The organism is Botrimarina sp. (assembly GCF_040219535.1).
In the GTDB taxonomy this organism is placed as follows: Bacteria; Planctomycetota; Planctomycetia; order Pirellulales; family Lacipirellulaceae; genus Botrimarina.
Genome location: NZ_JAVJSH010000025.1, coordinates 153,219 through 170,049, shown reverse-complemented (window position 1 = coordinate 170,049; position 16,831 = coordinate 153,219). Strand labels below are relative to the sequence as shown.

General features: G+C 69.8%; 15 protein-coding genes and 1 pseudogene. 2 read left to right on the top strand and 14 right to left on the bottom strand.

What is annotated here, in order from left to right; translation table 11 throughout:
* The 10 genes and pseudogenes from RIC11_RS15675 to RIC11_RS15630 all read right to left on the bottom strand — a co-directional run.
* Positions 1-425 (bottom strand): annotated as a pseudogene (locus tag RIC11_RS15675) (hypothetical protein); the annotation flags it as partial.
* Between the two features lie 267 nt (positions 426-692).
* Positions 693-1,430, bottom strand: a complete 738-nt coding sequence (locus tag RIC11_RS15670) for a hypothetical protein (protein ID WP_350212959.1) — start codon at positions 1,428-1,430, stop codon at positions 693-695.
* A 24-nt stretch (positions 1,431-1,454) separates the two neighbouring features.
* Positions 1,455-2,078, bottom strand: coding sequence for a hypothetical protein (locus RIC11_RS15665; RefSeq protein WP_350212957.1), 624 nt, complete (start codon positions 2,076-2,078; stop codon positions 1,455-1,457).
* 53 nt (positions 2,079-2,131) lie between these two features.
* Entirely contained in the window at positions 2,132-4,096 is a 1,965-nt protein-coding gene (locus RIC11_RS15660) for an ATPase, T2SS/T4P/T4SS family (protein ID WP_350212955.1), read from the bottom strand.
* Positions 4,096-5,244: a type IV pilus twitching motility protein PilT gene (locus RIC11_RS15655; RefSeq protein WP_350212953.1), complete on the bottom strand. Its 1,149-nt coding sequence runs from the start codon at positions 5,242-5,244 to the stop codon at positions 4,096-4,098. The genes RIC11_RS15660 and RIC11_RS15655 overlap by 1 nt, the downstream gene beginning before the upstream one ends.
* A 215-nt stretch (positions 5,245-5,459) precedes the next feature.
* The gene (pepF, locus tag RIC11_RS15650; protein WP_350212951.1) at positions 5,460-7,256 is read right to left on the bottom strand and encodes an oligoendopeptidase F; all 1,797 of its coding nucleotides are present in this window, start codon (positions 7,254-7,256) and stop codon (positions 5,460-5,462) included.
* 103 nt (positions 7,257-7,359) lie between these two features.
* The gene (locus RIC11_RS15645; RefSeq protein ID WP_350212949.1) at positions 7,360-8,397 is read right to left on the bottom strand and encodes a 3-oxoacyl-ACP synthase III family protein; all 1,038 of its coding nucleotides are present in this window, start codon (positions 8,395-8,397) and stop codon (positions 7,360-7,362) included.
* A 137-nt stretch (positions 8,398-8,534) separates the two neighbouring features.
* Positions 8,535-9,221 carry a DUF8091 domain-containing protein gene (locus tag RIC11_RS15640; protein WP_350212947.1) on the bottom strand — a complete coding sequence of 229 codons (687 nt, stop codon included), beginning with the start codon at positions 9,219-9,221 and terminating at the stop codon, positions 8,535-8,537.
* 92 nt (positions 9,222-9,313) lie between these two features.
* Positions 9,314-9,877 carry an orotate phosphoribosyltransferase gene (gene pyrE / locus RIC11_RS15635; protein ID WP_350212945.1) on the bottom strand — a complete coding sequence of 188 codons (564 nt, stop codon included), beginning with the start codon at positions 9,875-9,877 and terminating at the stop codon, positions 9,314-9,316.
* A gap of 130 nt (positions 9,878-10,007) precedes the next feature.
* Complete coding sequence (locus RIC11_RS15630) at positions 10,008-11,177, bottom strand: LysM peptidoglycan-binding domain-containing protein (protein WP_350212943.1); 1,170 nt, start codon at positions 11,175-11,177, stop codon at positions 10,008-10,010.
* Between the two features lie 168 nt (positions 11,178-11,345).
* Between RIC11_RS15630 and RIC11_RS15625 the strand changes: the two genes are divergently transcribed.
* Positions 11,346-11,885 (top strand): DUF1499 domain-containing protein, encoded by a 540-nt coding sequence (locus tag RIC11_RS15625; protein WP_350212941.1) that lies wholly within the window; start codon positions 11,346-11,348, stop codon positions 11,883-11,885.
* Here the strand turns inward: RIC11_RS15625 and RIC11_RS15620 are convergent.
* Positions 11,872-12,567 (bottom strand): endonuclease III domain-containing protein, encoded by a 696-nt coding sequence (locus RIC11_RS15620; protein ID WP_350212939.1) that lies wholly within the window; start codon positions 12,565-12,567, stop codon positions 11,872-11,874. The two genes, RIC11_RS15625 and RIC11_RS15620, sit on opposite strands and share 14 nt — an antisense overlap.
* A 311-nt stretch (positions 12,568-12,878) precedes the next feature.
* Between RIC11_RS15620 and RIC11_RS15615 the strand changes: the two genes are divergently transcribed.
* Complete coding sequence (locus tag RIC11_RS15615; protein ID WP_350212937.1) at positions 12,879-13,523, top strand: DUF2617 family protein; 645 nt, start codon at positions 12,879-12,881, stop codon at positions 13,521-13,523.
* Between the two features lie 46 nt (positions 13,524-13,569).
* Here the strand turns inward: RIC11_RS15615 and RIC11_RS15610 are convergent, their stop codons facing one another.
* The 3 genes from RIC11_RS15610 to RIC11_RS15600 are packed head-to-tail and all read right to left on the bottom strand — an operon-like array spanning position 13,570 to position 16,749.
* Entirely contained in the window at positions 13,570-14,394 is an 825-nt protein-coding gene (locus tag RIC11_RS15610) for an alpha/beta fold hydrolase (RefSeq protein WP_350212935.1), read from the bottom strand.
* A gap of 4 nt (positions 14,395-14,398) precedes the next feature.
* Positions 14,399-16,303 (bottom strand): tetratricopeptide repeat protein, encoded by a 1,905-nt coding sequence (locus tag RIC11_RS15605; protein WP_350212933.1) that lies wholly within the window; start codon positions 16,301-16,303, stop codon positions 14,399-14,401.
* A complete protein-coding gene (locus RIC11_RS15600; protein WP_350212932.1) occupies positions 16,300-16,749 on the bottom strand; it encodes a response regulator in 450 nt (149 codons plus the stop codon). The genes RIC11_RS15605 and RIC11_RS15600 overlap by 4 nt, the downstream gene beginning before the upstream one ends.
* Positions 16,750-16,831 lie beyond the last annotated feature (82 nt).

Sequence of the window (16,831 nt, the reverse complement as noted above, 5' to 3'; positions counted from 1 at the left end):
CGGATGTTGTCGGTGTGGAAGCCGAACTGCGTCCACCCGCCGAAGTCGATCGGGCAGCAGCCGCAAGGGTCCACGCAGTCCTTCAGCGCGTACGCGTCGCCCAGGCAGCAGTCGCCCAGCAACGAGCACCCGCCGCCGCCTAGGCCGAGGCCGCAGGTCGATCCGCAGCCGCAAGCGTCGCCGCAGCCGTCGCCGCACAGGCCGTCGCCGCAGCAGCCGTCGTCGCAGCCGCAGCTTGGCTCCGCACAGCACGACGGCTCATCGCAGCAGGCGGGCGTCTCACAACAGGTCAGTTGGTAGTCGAACGCGGCTTCGATCGCCGTCTCGGCAGACGCGGTCGCGCCACCGAAGGCGACCAGAGCGGCGCTCATGGTCCATCGCAGGGTCATCGCCATCAGCTCCTTCTGGGGGAAATTTGCTCGCATCCGTCCGACTGGCGAGCGTACGGGTCTTGTCTCCGCCTGCGCGACGCACCGCACGCCGCTCTGCCAGGGTGTATCGCCTGATCGCTCGTGATATCGACGAAGCCAGCGGGCCGCATGCACGGTGAGCGGTCGGCCGGAGCGGAAAAAACGGCCCCGATCGCCCTCGGGCGATAAGCTGTGCGGGCTGCGAAGCGCGTGCGGCGCAAAGAGCTGCCGAGCCTAAAAACGGAGCGGCTGCGTGGCGACCGGAGAGTCGACCCCGTTTACTCAGTCCGCCGGACGCGCGAAGTCGACTTGCGACACCCGCCACGCGGCCAGGCCGGCGCCGGTCTTCGCCGGCCGCTCGACCTTCAGCATGAGGCCGGTCGCCGGGCCGGCCGAGGTGGCCGGCAGCCGATAGGTCCAGAGGCCGCCGATCTGGCCGGGGCCGGAGCGGTCGATCCGCGTGCGGCCCACCGCCTGGGGATCGAACTCTTTGGCCCGCGCGTCGGCCAGCAGGCGCTGGATGGTGTCGTCGGCGACGAACTCTCCGAGGCGCTCGGCGGCCGCTTCGTCGGCCGCGTACTTGTCGCGGGCCGCTTCGGGAGTGGGCTGGCGGCTGGGCAGGTCGAGCGTCAGCTCGAAAGCGCCCGCCGTGTCGCCCCGGGCGATGCGATCGAGGAACTCACCGGCGACGGCCTCGGCCGCGGTGACGTTGAGCGACTGCGCGTAGCGGTCGCGGACCGTGACGGCGACCAGCACCGCCAGCGACAAGGCCAGCCCGGCCGCCGCCAGCCCCTCGCCGGTGCGCGACTCGGGGCTCGAACGGACCGAGTGCAGCCCGGCGGCCGAGAGGACCGCCGCCACGAGCGGCGCGAGGCTCAGGTACGGCGTGACCAGCGCGGCGCACGACAGCACGGCGGTCACCGCACCGAGCACGGCGAGCGTGCTCAGCGACCGGTACGCGACCACGTCGTCGGTGAGCGTGTCGGAGAGAGCCACTCGGTTGGCCTGCTGTTCTTCCATGCCGCTTCGGTCGGGAGCGGGGGATTAGGAGCGTTTGACCGCGGTCTCTTGGATCGACTCGAAGGCCTGCCGGTGCCGCCCGTGCTCGGCGACCCACAGCGGTGCGCTGAAACCGGCCTCGCCGAGTCTCGCGGGGTTCATCGTGTAGTCGACCAACCCCAGCCAAACTACATCCGGTCGGAGCGGACCACTCGCGTCGCTCAAGCTTTGCTCGGCTTCGCTCGCCGTGACGCCCATCGCGTACGCGTTGCGGCCCAGGTCGTAACTGAGCGGCGCGGTGTGGAAGGTGGCCAGTCCGAAGCCGGTCATCGCGTACGCGCCGAGCAGGCCGATCGCCGCGCCGCCGTAGTTGTCGACCTCGTCGGGGAAGCTCACCCGGGTGTCGGAGAGCTGGTTGGCCAGCTGCTTCAGCACGCCGGTGACCAGCGCGAACACTCCCCACAGCACGGGGAAGTCGAGCAGGTACGTGTACGAGCCGCCGAGCCGCTCGTCGAGCATCACGACCAGCGGCTGGTGCACGCCGAACGCCGTCAGCCCGCCGATCACGATCGCGATCGTGTTGATCAAGTTGTTCCAGATCCCCTCGCGCACCATCATCGCGAACGTGGCGAAGGCGATGATCCCCGCGAAGGCGTAGTAGAGGTTCATGTCGTTGCTTCGTTGGTGGGGCGCCGCTTACCGGGATCGCTCGCCGGGGGCGTTCATTCCTTCAGCACGCGTTGCAGCTCGGGCAGCGACGTCACTCCCCTCGCCACGAGCAGGATGCCCTCTTCCTGGAAGGTCCGCATCCCGGCCGAGCGGGCGGCCTTCCGGAGGGTCTCCGGCTGCGGGTCCTTGAGCAGCTTCTCGCGGAACTGGTCGTCCGGCTCGAGCAACTCGAACAACCCGGTGCGGCCCCGGTAGCCGATGCCGGAGCAGGTCGGGCACGGCTTGGTGATCTCCTCGCCCTTCGGGGGCCGGTAGAACTTGGTCACTTTGCCTTGCGGGATGCCGAGCTTCTTGAGCAACGCTGGGGTCACGTCGTAGGCGACCTTGCAGTCGGGGCACAGCTTGCGGATCAGCCGCGTGGCGAGAACGCCGATCACGTTGCGGGCGAAGCCCTTGTGGGGCAGCTTCTTCTTCAGCACGCGCAGGCAGGCCTCGCCGGCGTCCTTGGCGTGGACCGTCGTGATGAGGAGGCGGTCGAGCTCGACCTCCGCCATGAGCAGCTCGGCGGTCTGCTGGTCGACCAGGTCGCGGGCCACCCACACGTTGGGGTACTTGCGCGAGAGGCTCGGGATCATCGGGGCGGGCGACTCGCCCTTGGCCGCGTCGTAGAAGTGCGGCTGGATGTTCTCGATGTCCGACTCCGGCTCGTTCTTGTCTTCCAGAGCGAAGAAGTCGCGGAGCAGGCGGTCGGTCTCCGTGAGGCCGATGTCGACGAGCGTGGTCAGCCCCCCCTCGGGCATGGCCGCGTAAACGATCACGCCCGACTCGGCGTTCATGATCCGCAGCCACTGCTCGCGGAGTTTCTCGCGCATGCCGAGCTCTTCGAGCGAGCCGAACCCGGCCTTGAGCGACTCTCCGCGGAGCGACACGATCACCCGCTCGCCGGACTTCACGCCCTGGCTGGCGACGTCGCAGTCGTACTTCTTCCCTTGGTAGACGGCGCCGAACTCGCCCTCTTGCTTCTTCTGGCGTTCGTTCACGTTGAGGTTGGCCAGCTGCTTCATGACGGCCAGCATGACGTCGCCGGACTCGCGGTCGCGGGGCTCGCCGGGGTGCCACACGCCGTCGATCGTGTAGCGCACGCCGACCGATTCGGCCGTGTAGTCGAGCAGCGCGCGGCTGGAGCCCCGATCGACCATCTCCGAGACCAGCTCCTTCACGTGCACGTAGCCGGGCGACTGGCGGGCGGTCAGCAGGCTCGCCTGGTTGGTGCGCTCGTCGCCGCCGCGGGCGGCCAGGTCGACGGCCGGCCCGCGCATGTAGCCGGCCTTCTTCTCCGCCTCGATGTTGAGGCCGACCTTCCGACCGAGCAGCGCGAGCTGGTAGCGCCACCAGCTGCCGGTGAACACGGTCTCGTGCCGCTCCACCGACTTGTTGTGGTGCACCACGTACGCGACGAACGGCCCCAGCCACGCGAGGCTCATCAGCGCGAGGCCGACGAAGTAGTTCGGGATCAGCAGCGAGACAAAGAACGCGATCGGGAACGGCGCTGCGATAACCGGGTTCCAGGTCGTGTGCCCCAGCGCGAAGCGGTGGGAGTCTTTGTTGACCCAGTCGCCGCTGCGCACCCAAACGAGGAAGAGCAACACGACCGGGACGATTTTCAGCCAGCTGACGCTCGCTTCGCTCTGCCGGAAGATCGAGTGCTGGTCGTTCCACTCGTCGCGTTGGATCGACGGCGCCGATGGCTCGGCCGCGGTGGCTTCGGCGTCGGCGGCTTCGGCTGGCTGCTCGCCGGGGGCCTCGCCGGCCGCGGGGGCTTGGGCGCCGCGGTCGGAGCGGCCGCGGCCGGCGGCCTCGTTCTGGATGTCGAGCACGGCGCCCTGCTCGGCGAGGCCCACCTGCGCCAGCGCCGACGGCGCGCAGCCCGTCGCCGCCAACGCCACGGCGACGCGGCCCAGTGCCCGCACAGCGGCCCAATTCCTGCCGCCCGACTCGGTCGCTACCAACTGTCTCATCAGAGGATGCCGCCTTGGGAAACGTCGATGCCCTTCAGGGCCATCTTGAGGGCCTCACGGTTCGGGGCGACTTCCATCGCCGTTTCGCGGTCGATGAGCTCCTTGTCCACGAGCCCCTTGAGGCTCTGCGTGAAGTCTTGCATGCCGTCCTCCGCGCCGATGCGGATGGCGTCGCCGAGCTTCTCGTCGTTCTCTTCGAGGATCAGCTTCTTGATCGTCGACGTGAAGTTCATGATCTCCACGGTCGGCACACGCGACACGCCCGGCTTGATGCTCTTGAGCAGCTTCTGCGCGATGATGCCACGCATGTTGAACGCCATCGCGCTGCGCAGCGCGGGGTGCATGTCTTGCGGGAAGAGGTCGAGGATACGCCCGATCGTCGACGGAGCGCTCGACGCGTGGATCGTGCCGAAGACCAGGTGGCCGGTCTCGGCGGCGTGGATCGCGGTCATGAAGGTCTCGCGGTCGCGCATCTCGCCGACGAGGATGATGTCGGGGTCTTCGCGGACGGCGTGCTTCATGCCGACCTCGAAGTCGACCACGTCGAAGCCGATCTCCCGCTGGTTGATCAGGCACTTCTCTTCGGTGAAGACGAACTCGATCGGGTCCTCGAGCGTGAGGATGTGCTTGCGGTAGCGGTGGTTGATCCAGTTGAGCATCGAGCCGATGGTCGTCGATTTGCCCGAACCCGTGACGCCGGCCAGCAGGACCATGCCCTGGTCGAACTTGCAGAGGTTCTCGACGCTGGCCGGGAGGTTGAGCCCCTCGAAGTCGGGGATCCAGCTGTTCACGCGCCGCGCGACCAGGCCCATGTGCCCCAGCTGCTGCAGCAGGTTCACGCGGAACCGCCAGTTGGTGCCGTCGACGTCGACGGTGTGCGCGAAGTCGGCGCCGCCGTCGCGGTCGAAGATCTTCCGGCTGCGGTCGTTCATCAGCGGCACGAGCAGGCTGACCATCTCCTCGTCGGAGATCGGGCCGCGCTGCAGCTCGCGGATCGTGCCGCCCACCCGCACCATCGGCGGCTTGCCGACCTTCAGGTGGAGGTCCGAGGCCTCGTACTTGACGGTCGCGCGGAAGAGCTTGTTGACCTCGAGGTCTTTCGGATTGGGCATCAAGCCGCTTTTGACGGCTTCTTCGACGATGGACATGTCCCTGCTCCTGGTTCGCGCGCCAAGAATCCCGCGCCGCGGAGGCCCGCAAGCCGCCCCGGCCACGGCGCACCGCTCTCCCCACGCCGGAGGAGCGTCGCCTCAGCAGCCCTGCAGTTTACACAGAATGCCGCGTGGGGGGAAAAGTCCCCGGCGGGGGCGTCGCCGTGCGGCGACTCGCCGAGTGGGCGCCAAGGTAAAGACCGCCAAGCGGTCTACAGCAAATCGTCGAGCTGGTCGACGAGGCCCTCGAAGTGGTCCAGCGCGGTCTGGACCGGCTCGGGGCTCTCCATGTCGACGCCCGCGTCGCGCAAGAGGTCGAGCGGGTGCTTGCTGCAGCCCCCCTTGAGGAACGACAGGTAGTCGCCGAGCTCCTCCTGCCCGCCCGCGAGCACGCGCTGGCTCAGCGCGATCGCGGCGGACAGGCCGGTCGCGTACTTGTACACGTAGAACGCGTTGTAGAAGTGGGGGATCCGCAGGCACTCCAGCTCGAGGCAGTCGTCGATCGCGAAGTCCGCGCCGAAGTACGCGTCGAGCAGCTGGCGGTACACGCCCCGGAACGATTCGAGCGTGAGCGGCTCGCCGGCCTCGGCCATCGCGTGGACCCGCTGCTCGAACTCAGCGAACATGGTCTGGCGCACGACCGTCGCGCGGATCGAGTCGATCTCGTCGTTGATCAGGTACGCGAGCTCTTGGTCGCTCTTGGCCTGCTCGCGGAGGTGCTTGTTGAGCAGCTGCTCGTTGAACGTGCTCGCCACCTCGGCGACGAAGATCGTGTAGTTGTAGTACTCGAACGGCTGGGTCTTCGACGAGTACCAGCTGTGCATCGAGTGCCCCGCCTCGTGGGCGAGCGTGAACACGTGGTCCAGCACGGTGGGCTGGTAGTTCATCAGGATGTAGGGGGGGCCGTCGTAGCTGCCCGCGGAGAACGCGCCGGAGTTCTTCCCCTTGTTCGGGTAGCGGTCGCACCAGCGGTCGCCCGTGAGGCCCGCGCGGAGCGTGGAGCAGTACTCGTCGCCGAGCGGCTCGAGCGCGGCGACGACGGCCGAGACCGCCTGGTCCCAGCTGCGTTTCTTCTCGAGCCCGCCGACGATCGGCACGTAGGTGTCGTAGTGGTGCAGCTCCTTCAGCTTGAGCTTGCGGCGCCGGAGGTCGAGGTACTTGTACACGGCCGGCAGCTTCGAGCGCACCGCTGAGATCAGGTTGTCGTACACGCTCACCGGCACGTTGTCGTCGAACAACGACGCCTCGCGCGCCGACCGGTAGCCCCGCGCCTGCGCGTAGTAGACGTCCTTCAGCACCGAGCCGCGGAGCGACGCGGCGAGCGTGTTCTTGTGGTCCGCGAACTCGTCGTAGAACTGGTGGAACGCCTGCTTGCGGACCTTCCGGGTCGGGCAGAGCAGCAGCGCCTGGAACGACGACTGCGTCAGCTCGACGGGCTTTCCCGCTTCGTCGGGGACCTCGCCGAACCTCATGTCGGCGTCCGTCAGCTGGCGGAAGATCTGGCTAGCGGCGCCGGCCATCTCGCTCTGCATCGCGAGGAGCCGCTCCTCGGAGTCCGAGAGCGTGTGCGGCTTGTACCGAGCCATCCGCTCGAGCAGCAGCCGGAAGTGCGCCAGCTCCTTCGCCGCGAGCATCTTCTTGAGCTTCGCGTCGGACATGCCGAGCACCTCCGGCCGGATGAAGCTGGCCGCCTGCGCCGCGCGGCTCGCGGCGTTTTGCAGGCGGGCCATCATGGCCTGGTAGGCGCTGTTGGTTTGGTCCTCGGTGGTCTTCAGCATCGCGTAGTAGGCGAGCCGCTCGCCGTCGCGCTCGAGCTTGCTGTCGAACTTGAGGCAGTCGGCCAACTGCTTCGGCGAGTCGCCGAGGGTCCCCTTGTACTTCTCGTACTTGGGGATCTGTTTCTCCCACTTGGTGAACGCGGCCTCCCACGCGTCGTCCGACTCGAACAGCTTCGAGAGGTCCCAGGTGTCGGCCGCTTTGACCTTGTCGCGCGGGGGGAGCTTTTTCATTGCGGATTGTGGATTTCGGATTGCGGATGACTTGCTGGAGTGCGGCGGCTGAGGTTGGGCGGCTGCGAGACCCGCAATCCCCAATCCCAAATCCGCAATCGAATCACCATTTCCAGAGCGCGGTGCCCCAAGAGAGCCCCGCGCCGAAGCCGCACATGAGCAGCTCGTCGCCGGGGCGGACGAGGCCCGCCTTGAGCGACTCGTCGAGCGCTATCGGGATGCTCGCCGCGGAGGTGTTGCCGTAGCGGTCCAGGTGCTTCACGACGCGCTCGCGCGGCACGCCCATCGAGTCGGTCGCCGCGTCGAGGATGCGGGCGTTGGCTTGGTGGAGGAGCCAGAGCTTGACCTGGTCCTTGTCGCGTCCGGCCCCGGTCAGCACGTGGTCGAACGTGTCCTCCAGCAGCCGCACGGCCCACTTGAAGACAGGCCGGCCGTCCATCTCCATGAGCCACGGGCGGCAAGTCGCGTCGGTCGGCTCGGCGGCGTCGGGATCGGCGAACGGGCGTTCGACCCCGCCCATCCTGCGGGTGAGCAAGTCGGTCCCGGAGCCGTCCGCGCCGAGCGTGGCGGCGAGCATCCCCTGCGACGCGTCGCCCGGCGCGAGGACGACCGCTCCGGCGCCGTCGCCGAATAGGGGGAAGGTCTTCTTGTCTTCGGGGTCGAGCACGCGGGTGTTCGTGTCGGCCCCCACGACGAGCACCCGCCGCGCCGAACCGGTCGCGATGAACTGCGCGCCGGTCACCAACGCGTACATGAAGCCGGCGCAAGCCGCGACGACGTCCATCGCCGGGCACGCCAGCCCGAGCCGGTCTTGCACCTTGGTGGCGGTCTGCGGCAGCAAGCGGTCGGGCGTGAAGGTCGCTAGCACGAGCAGGTCGATCTCGGCCGGGTCGGCGTCCGCGTCGGCGATCGCGCGGCGGGCCGCCTCGGTCGCCAGGTCGCTGGTCGTCACGCCGGGCGGCGCGTGGCGGCGTTCGCGGATGCCGGTCCGCTGGAGGATCCACTCGGGGTCGCAGCCCAGCCGCCCGAGCTCCTCGTTGGTCACGACCCGCTCGGCCAGGCAACTGCCAGCGCCGGCGATACGGACACCCGTCAAACGGAACAGGGGCCCGCGGCGGATGGTCAGGGGGGCATCAGACATCGCTGGCGGCTTTGGGCCGCGGGGGGGTTGGATCGGCGAGCGCAGCAACCTACGGCCCAGGGGCGAGGATCGGCAAGGGCTTGTCGCGTCGCGTCGCTTGGCGGGCTCGCCCGGGAATCGGCGTGCGGTGCGGGATCTCAGGCCGCGTCGGCGAGGGAGGACGCCCGGCGCTGGTAGAGCCATGCGCCCCGCCGTTTGCCGACCCTTTCGGCCGCGCCCATCGCGTGCAGGCAGTAGGCGGCCCGCTGCGCAACCCAGCGCGGCGTGTCGAGGGCCGTGGCCAGCTCGGCCGTGTCGAACTCCAACGGCAACGGCCCCTCGACCAGCCGCCAAAGGTCCGCCGCGGTTTCGAAGCGGACGGTCGAGAGCACGCCGAGCAGCTTTTGGTCGACTACCACGTGGTCCCGCCGCCGCCACCGCCGGCGGCGGCCGTGGCCCGGCACGCGGTGCTCCTCGACCTCGACGAGCGGCGCCTCGACCGCCAGGCGCTCGTGCGGGAACGCTTTCGTGAAGTGGACGAAGTCGTGGAACAGGTCCACCAGCCGCCCGCGCTTCGGGCTCCACCGGCGGCTCTTCACGCGGCCGCCCGGTTTGTCGCGGGTCACCAGCCGCCGCCGCGCGACGACCGGCTTCACGACCAGCACGGGCGCTTCTCCGCAGAGGCGGCGCACCTTGTCACGGATCGACGACAGCCCCGCGTGCTGGACCTCGATCAACAAGTCGCCGCGCACCACGTCGATCCGGTATCGCCCGAGGCGGACCTCGACTTGGCCGTCGTCGCCCGCGTAGAGAGCTTTCAGCTCGCGGTGGAGGGAGGTTTCCATGGGGAAGGCGCTAGTTGTGAGGCGCTAGGCGCTAGTCGTCGGGTGGCTAGCCAAACCTAGCGCCTAGCGCCTGACAACTAGCGCCTCGCCCGTCACGGCTTGATCCCGAAGTCTCCGACGTCGAAGAGGGTCGTCAGCTCGTAGCCCTTTTCTTTGAAGGCCTCGCGGCCCCCCTCCAGGCGGTCGACGATCGCCAGCACGCGTTCGACCTTGAGGCCCTCGGCCTCGACCAGCTCGATCGCGCGGAGGCTCGAAGCGCCGGTCGTCACGACGTCCTCGACGATGACGATCGACTCGCCCGCTGCGTACGGGCCCTCGACCTGCTTGCCCTTGCCATGGTCCTTCGGCTCCTTGCGGACCATCACGCCGCGGAGCGTGTAGCCCTTGATGCCGGCCGTCGTGAGGATCGCCGCGGTGATCGGGTCGGCCCCGATCGCCATGCCGCCAACCAGCTTCGGCCCTTGGCCCATCTTCAGGCGCATCTCGCCGATGAGATCGATCATCCCTTCGCCGATGAGCTTCGCGCCCTTGGAGTTGAGCGTGACCTTCCGGCAGTCGAGGTAGTACGACGCCTTTTTACCCGAGGCGAGCGTGAAGTCGCCGAACTCGAGGGCGTGGTTGCGGATGAGCTGCGCCAGGGCGTCGCGGTCGAACATCGGTGGGTCGTCGGGGAAACGGGGATCGGTCGAACCGCCCGCTCACGGAGCGGGGGCCGGAGATTCTCCCACGCCGCAACCGGGTCTTGGAAGTGTCAACCGGCGAGGCTCCTACCCGACGCGCCGCCGGTCACCTGAGGATCGTGACCGACGAGCCGACCGACAGGATGTCGAACAGGTCCTCCAGGTCGCGCGACGCGACCGCGAGCTGTGTCCGCTGGGTGGGCGTGGGCGAGGCGCTCAGCTCGACCGACTCGCCCCCTGCGCCGGACAGCACGATCAGCCTGTCGGGCGCGGCGGTGGGTTCGAGCTGCTTCTGGTCGACCTGCCAGAGGCCGTCGCTCGGCTGCGCGCCGGTCACCCGCACCGGGAACTTGCCCGCGTAGCGGTCGTCGAGCAGCAGGACCATCTCGCCGCGGGCCAAGTCGACCCGCGCGTCGAACGGACCGCGAACGACCTTCAGCTCTTGACCGGGCTGGACCGCTTCGGCGGAGGAAACGCCGTTGATTTTTGCAAGCAGTTGCCAAGGCACCTCGTACTGTTCGGCGATCGTAGCGAGGGTCTCGCCTGACGCGACCACGTGCGGCTGTTCGAGGTGGTGCTCCATCGAGTAGACGACCGTGCCGGCCAGCCCCGACAGCAACTGCTCGACCTGCTCCCGCTCGGCTTGCGGCAGGCTCGGGTCGAGCGCCCATTGGGAGAGCATGCGGTGAGCGCGGGCGAGCTCGTCGTTCTGGAGGGCCGCTTGGATCGCCGGCCACGCGGCGTCGAATCCGCCGGGGGCGGTTGCCGGCGCATCGGCGGCGAGCGGCGTGCTCGCGGCGGCCGGCGTCACCTCGCGGTCGGCGGTTCGCTCGGGCGCCGGCGGAGCGCCGGGGGCCTCGGGCAGCATCGGCGCGGGGGGCGACTGCTTCGCCAGATCGGTCGTTGGCGCCAGGTCAGACGTTGAAGAACCGAGCGAAGGAACGCGGCCCGAAACGGTCGGCTGCGGCGGAGCGGCCGGCGCCGCAGCGATCGGCGGCAGGCTCAGCGAGGGCGCCGCGGCCGGCGCGGGCTCGGCGGACGCCGAGTCCCAAGCGGGCGCTGCGCGGGGCGTGAGGCTGCTCGAGCCCTCATCGGCGCCGTTCGCCGGCGCGTCTGGGCTGGGCCACGCGGGCGGGGCGGCGGCGGCGGCCGTGTCCGCTTCGGTCGCCCACGAGTCGTCGAGGGCCACCGTTGGCCCTTCGTTGATCTTCCATGCGAGGAAGGCGCCGACCACGGCCAACACGGCGATCGTGGCGAGCGGGCGGATCGTGCTCATGGCTTTCGCTTTCCGTGTGTCGTTGGCTTCAACCTCCAGCCAGCCGACGCGGCGGCTCGAATACACCGCGCGGAGAGCTGGACGCGGCGGACGTTAGTGAACCTAGCCCCCGGCGCCTACACCAATCCCGCCCTGTTCGGCGGCCGGCCGATCGCCTAACACTCGTTGGTGGACAACGCCCCCCGATCCGCCGCCCCGACCGAAAGCCCGAAGCGACGCCGCGTGCTTTACCTCGTGCTCGCTATCGCCGTGCTGGCGCCCTTAGTGGTGGTGGCGCTGTCTGTCGACGATTGGTCGCGCGACCTGACAACCAACCGGGCGGCCACGGCGATCGACCACCCCGACGAGCGGCTCCGACCGCGGCGGGTCGCCGGCGACGCGGCCCGTGTCGAGGCGGCGCTGGAGCGGTTCGTGTCCGAGCGGCGTGCTTGGCGGATCGCCGACGAGAAAGAGTTGCCGGGCGACTCGCCGTTGAAGGAAGACGCCAGCGACGCCGTCGCCGTGTGGCGCCTAGTGCACACGACGGGCCTGATGCGATTCCGCGACGACGTGTGGCTCGTGGTGCTGCCGGCCGACGCGGGCGGAGTGTTGCTCGCGGGCGAGAGCCGTTCGCGGGTCGGCAAGGGCGACCTGGGCCAGAACCCCCGCAACCTGGACGAGCTGCTCAGCGGCCTCGCCGAGCGGATAGCCCCGGTCACGGATCGCTGATCGGCCCTCCCCGCGGGAGGAGCGGCTCGAGCGGGCAGCCCTCGCAGAGCGGCCCCCGGCCGCGGCAGTGATCGACTCCCACTCGGACCAGCAGCGCGTGGGCCTCGCTGTAAGTGACCGCGTCGGTCGGCAAGCGCCGGCGCCACCAGCGCTGCACCTCGTCGTACGACGCGTCCGCTGCGCCCCAGCCGTGCCGGCGCATGACGCGGCGTTTGTACGCATCGACGACGAAGACCGGCGCCCCGCCCGCGTACAGCAGGATCGCGTCGGCGGTCTCGGGGCCGACGCCGTTGACGGCGAGCAGCTCCCGGCGACGGGCGAGCGCTACGTACCGCTGGTGCGACCCTTTCAGCATCGCGTCGGCGTCGCCGTTGTGCGACTCGACGAGCCACCGGGCGACGTTCTTCAGGCGGGCGGCCTTCACGCGCGGCGGTCCCGCGGGGCGGATCCAGTCGGCGAGCCGAGCGGGGTCCGCCGCGTCGACCGCGCGGACCGACATCGCGTCCGCTTCGATCAAACGGTCGATTGCACGCACCACGTTCTTCCACGACGTGTGCTGCACGAGGACCGCGCCGACGACCACCTCCCACGCGTCGGCCACGCCGCCGCGGGCGGCCGGCCACCAGCCCTGTGGCCCGTACGCGTCGAGCAATCGGTCGTAGGCCTTTCGGATCGTCGCCATCGATTATCACGCGCGGTGGGCGAGCTGGGACTCGGCGATTGTCAAGTCGCAATCGGGAAAGATAACGACCTCGTGGTTTCTCTCTTTGTCGCCGTCGGGGCAAAGGTATAATCGAGCGAGCGGCCAAGAAGGACCGAAGCCCCGGCGGCGTGACCGCGCCGCTTCGCCCCGGTGACGACCAGTCCACCGCGGGCCAGCGGCGGTCCCGATCCGGTGCGGCAAGAGTCGTTCCAGGCGTCGTGCTCTGTGCATCAGGGCGCGACGCTTTGCCCGTTTTAAGGACCCCTCGGTACTGCTTTAGCGATAGCGTCGTGCTCTCTGTCCGCCCCAAAATTGCCGAGCTCGTGCTGCAGTTGTACGGGCGATCCTTGCACCCCGAGCTGTTCGAGGTCTTCGGCTCGAAGCGTGTGCAACGCGGGCGCGTGGCGCCGGCGCCGGGGTCGGCCGACGACGAGGCGGCGCTCGCCGCGTCCGACGCGGGCGGCTACGAGGCGCTGGTGCAGATCACCGGCGCGGGGCACGTCGTGACTTGGCGCCACGGCGGCCTCACGCTGACCGAGGTGGCCGCGTCGAGCCACCAGCCGATGCCCCAGAAACGCCGGCTGATGTCCCATCGGCTCGAAGGAGAGCAAGCCGACCAGATCGAGTGCCGCGGCGGCGTCATCTACGAAACGAACTTCTCGCTCGAGACGGTCACCCCCGAGGCGTTCGCCATCTACCAACGCGAGTTCGACCTCATCACCCTCCAAGACAGCGCCGGCCCCGCCGCGCCCGGCTTGTCCAACGGGCTGCTGCACCGCTTCGACGCCAGCGGCCGCGCCGGCGTTAGCCTCGGCGCGGTGAGCTTCGTCGACGTGCAGTCGCGCGACCGCTCGCTCCGTGTGCGTGCGATGCACACGTTCCCGGACGACTACGCGATCGTCAAAACCGAGTCGGTCTTCCGACTGCCTTCCTGAGGGACCCGTCGCCCAGGGTCTCGTCGCGGGTCTCGATCGCCGCGGGTCAGGCCGCCGGATCGGCTAGCCCCGCGGCGAATTCGCGGAGAGCCGCGTTGACCGCCGACGGGTTTTCCACCGGCGCCATGTGTCCCGCGTCGGGGATTTCCACGTAGCGGGCGTCGGGGATGGCTTCGGCCATGCCGCGCATCACGTCGGGCGGGCTGAGCTCGTCCTGCTCGCCGCACACGACCAGCGTCGGCTTGTCGATGCTCCGCAACAGCCCGGTGGAGTCCGGCCGGCTGGCCATCGCTAGCTGCGAAGCGGCGATAGCCAACGGGCTGGTCGCCGCGATAACGGCGGTCGTCGCCTCGACGGCCGCGTCGGGGGCGCCCGGCGCGAAGAGCTTCGGCCGCATCAGTTCCGCGACGCGGCCCGCGCCCCACTCGTGGATCTTGTCGGCCATCTTCAGCCGGGTCGCGCGGGCCGTTTCGTCGTCGGCGTTCGCTCGTGTGTCGACCAGCGCGAGCGCGTGGAACGACTCGGGGAAACGCCGGAGCATCGCCATCGCGATGTAGCCGCCCATCGAGAAGCCGCACAGCACCACCGGCCCCGCGGCGCCCAAATGCTCGGCGAGCCGCGCGAGGTCCTCGCCGTACCGGTCGAGCGTCGGGTTCTTGCCGCCAGGCCACGCGCCGAGCGTCGACTCGCCGTAGCCCCGTAGGTCGGGCGCGACGACCCGGGCCGCGTCGGCCAGGCCCTCGAGTTGGGCGCCCCACATCGCGCGAGACAACGGGAAGCCGTGGACGAGCAGCAGCGTGGGCGCCCCGTCGAACGGCGCGCCGGTGTCGTCGTACACGAGGTGGGCGCCGTCGATCTCTAAAGAGGGCATGCTGTCACTCGTTGTCGGTAGCGGGTTCGGACCCGTCGCGGGCTGCGAGCGCCGCTTCGAACTCGGCGAGCTGTCGCCGCATCACCCCCGAGTGCGGCTCCAGCTGGATGGCCCGTCGCTGCGCGTCGATCGCCTCTTCGAGCCGGCCCGCCGCGAACAGACAACGGCCGAGCGTGTCGAGGTAGCCAGCGGTGTCGGGGGCGATCGAGAGCGACCGGCGGCTGTAGCGGACCGCCTTGTCGTAGTCCCCCACGGTGTTGCTGACGAGCCACGCCCACTGGTTGTACGGCGCGGACTCCCCGTAGGGGTTGCTGTCGCCCGCGTTCTCCCAGATCGCGTTCTCGAACTGGCGGGCGAGCTCTTCGATCCGGCGGTTGGTGTCGGCGGCGAAGTCGTCCGGTGCGCCCGCCACGCGGTGCATGGCGATCACGATGTCCGCGTCGCCGGGGTCGGCGCGGATCGCTTCGGTGAGGATCTCGATCTGGCTCTCGGTGTCGTCGCGCTCGCGGGCGGCCAGGGCGGCCGCGTAGCGGGCGCGGGCGGTGAGGACCGGCGCGGCGGGGGCGGTCTCGTCGACTTCGGGGAGCTTCGCGTACTCGTTCCACGCGGCCTTCGAGCCGCCGATGTGCTCCACGATCGGCATCAGCCGCTCCGCGGCCTCCTCGTAGCGCCCCGCGTCGAGAAGCAACTCGTGGGCCCCCCAGCGGGCGCTGACGTTGGCGCCCTCGAGCGGGTCGGCCGGTCCGCTAGCGGCGTCGTACTCGGCGACGGCCCACTCGACGAGCCCGCGCTGCGCCAGCTCCTTGGCGATCACGTAGCGTGGCCCCATCTGGGCCACGTCGGCGCGGGCCTCTTCGGCGGCCCACTCCGCCCGCAGCGCCTCGGCGGCGAGCTCGTCGGCGCGCTGCTGATCGCCCCGCAGGGCGGCGGTCTCGGCCCGCAGGTAGAGGCCGTGTTTGTCGCGCAGCGTTTCCTCGTGGCGCTGGAACAGGCGGTCGGCGACCGACCAACGCCCGGCCGCGCCGACCCAGCGGATCGCCAGCGCGAGGTCGTCGGGGTCTGCCTCTCCGCGCAGGCTCGCGAGCGCCTCGGCGGCGGCGAGGGCGCGATCGTCGTCGGCGGCCCGCAGAGCAACGCGGAGCGACTGCTGGTGCAGCATGGCGACCACTTCTTCGCTGAGGTCGCTCTGCTGGAGCTGGGTCGAAGCGAGCAGCCGCTCGGCGTGGCGCCGCCAGTTGGCGGCGGTCTCGGCCGACGGCTCGGCGAGCGTGAGGGCGAGCCACTGAGCGGTGAGCCGCTCGCCGTCGCCAAAGCGAGAGCGGAGGTCCTCGGTCGCGTCGCGGACGGCGGCCAGCAGCGGCGGGTCGATCTGGTATTCGTGCGACGCCAGCAGCGTGGCGACCGCTTCGGCGGCCAGCACGTCCGAGGGCTCGAACCGGGCCAGCCGCACCAGCGCGGGCGCCGCGCGCACGCGGCCGACCAGATTCAAGCTTTGCAGCAGGCCGCGTTGGAGCGGCGTCGCGGTGTCGACGTTGCGCTTGATCCAATACGGGCTGAGCCGCTGGAGCATGCCCAGACGCTGCGACGGCGTGGCTTCTTCGTACTGCGACAGCCAGTACCGCACCGGCGGCGGATCGCCCGCTCGGGTCCAGTCGGCGGTGATCTCTTCCAGCAAGCGGAGGCTGGTCTCGGCCACCTCCGGGTCGGGGTCTCGGGCGCCGGCGTAGAGCGCGTCGAAGGCGGCCAGGCCGAGGCCCTCGAGCGCTTGCTGCGCCTCGCGCCGCTGGGCGTACGCGGGGTGGCCGAGCAGGGCGACCAGCGCCGGGGGAGAGTCGCTCGCTTGGGCGGCGGCCGGCGCGGCGCCGGCCAGCGCAAGAAAGATCACCGCGGCCCGCCCCGCGACAGTCATACGCTCGGCTCCTCGGTTTCTCGCCGCTCCATCTCCTCGATGTAGCGCCGCAGGCGCTCGACCTCGTCGGTCACCGAGTGGAGCTTGAGCATGTTCTCGACGCGCTTAACGAGCTCGGTCTTGTTGACCGGCTTGGAGAGGAAGTCGTCGGTCCCCGCGTCGACGGCCCGCTCGATGTCGCCCGACTCGTTCAGCGCGGTGACCATCAGGATCATGCAGTCGCTGGTGGCGGGGTCGCTCTTCAGCCGCTGGCAGACCTCGAAGCCGCTGACCTTGGGCATCATCACGTCGAGCAACAGCACGTGCGGCTTGAAGCTAGCGACCTTGTCGAGCGTGTCTTGGCCGTCGACGGCGACCCCCACCTCCACGTCGAGGCCGGCCAGGTAGGCCTCGAGCAACTCGACGTTCGGCTCGTTGTCGTCGGCGATCAGCACGCGGTGGGGCATGGGAGGCTTCGGGCTTCGGGCGTCGGGCTTCGGGGTACCGGGAGCAGTCTTCTTCGGTTCGGCCGAGGGCTCGTGCCAGCCA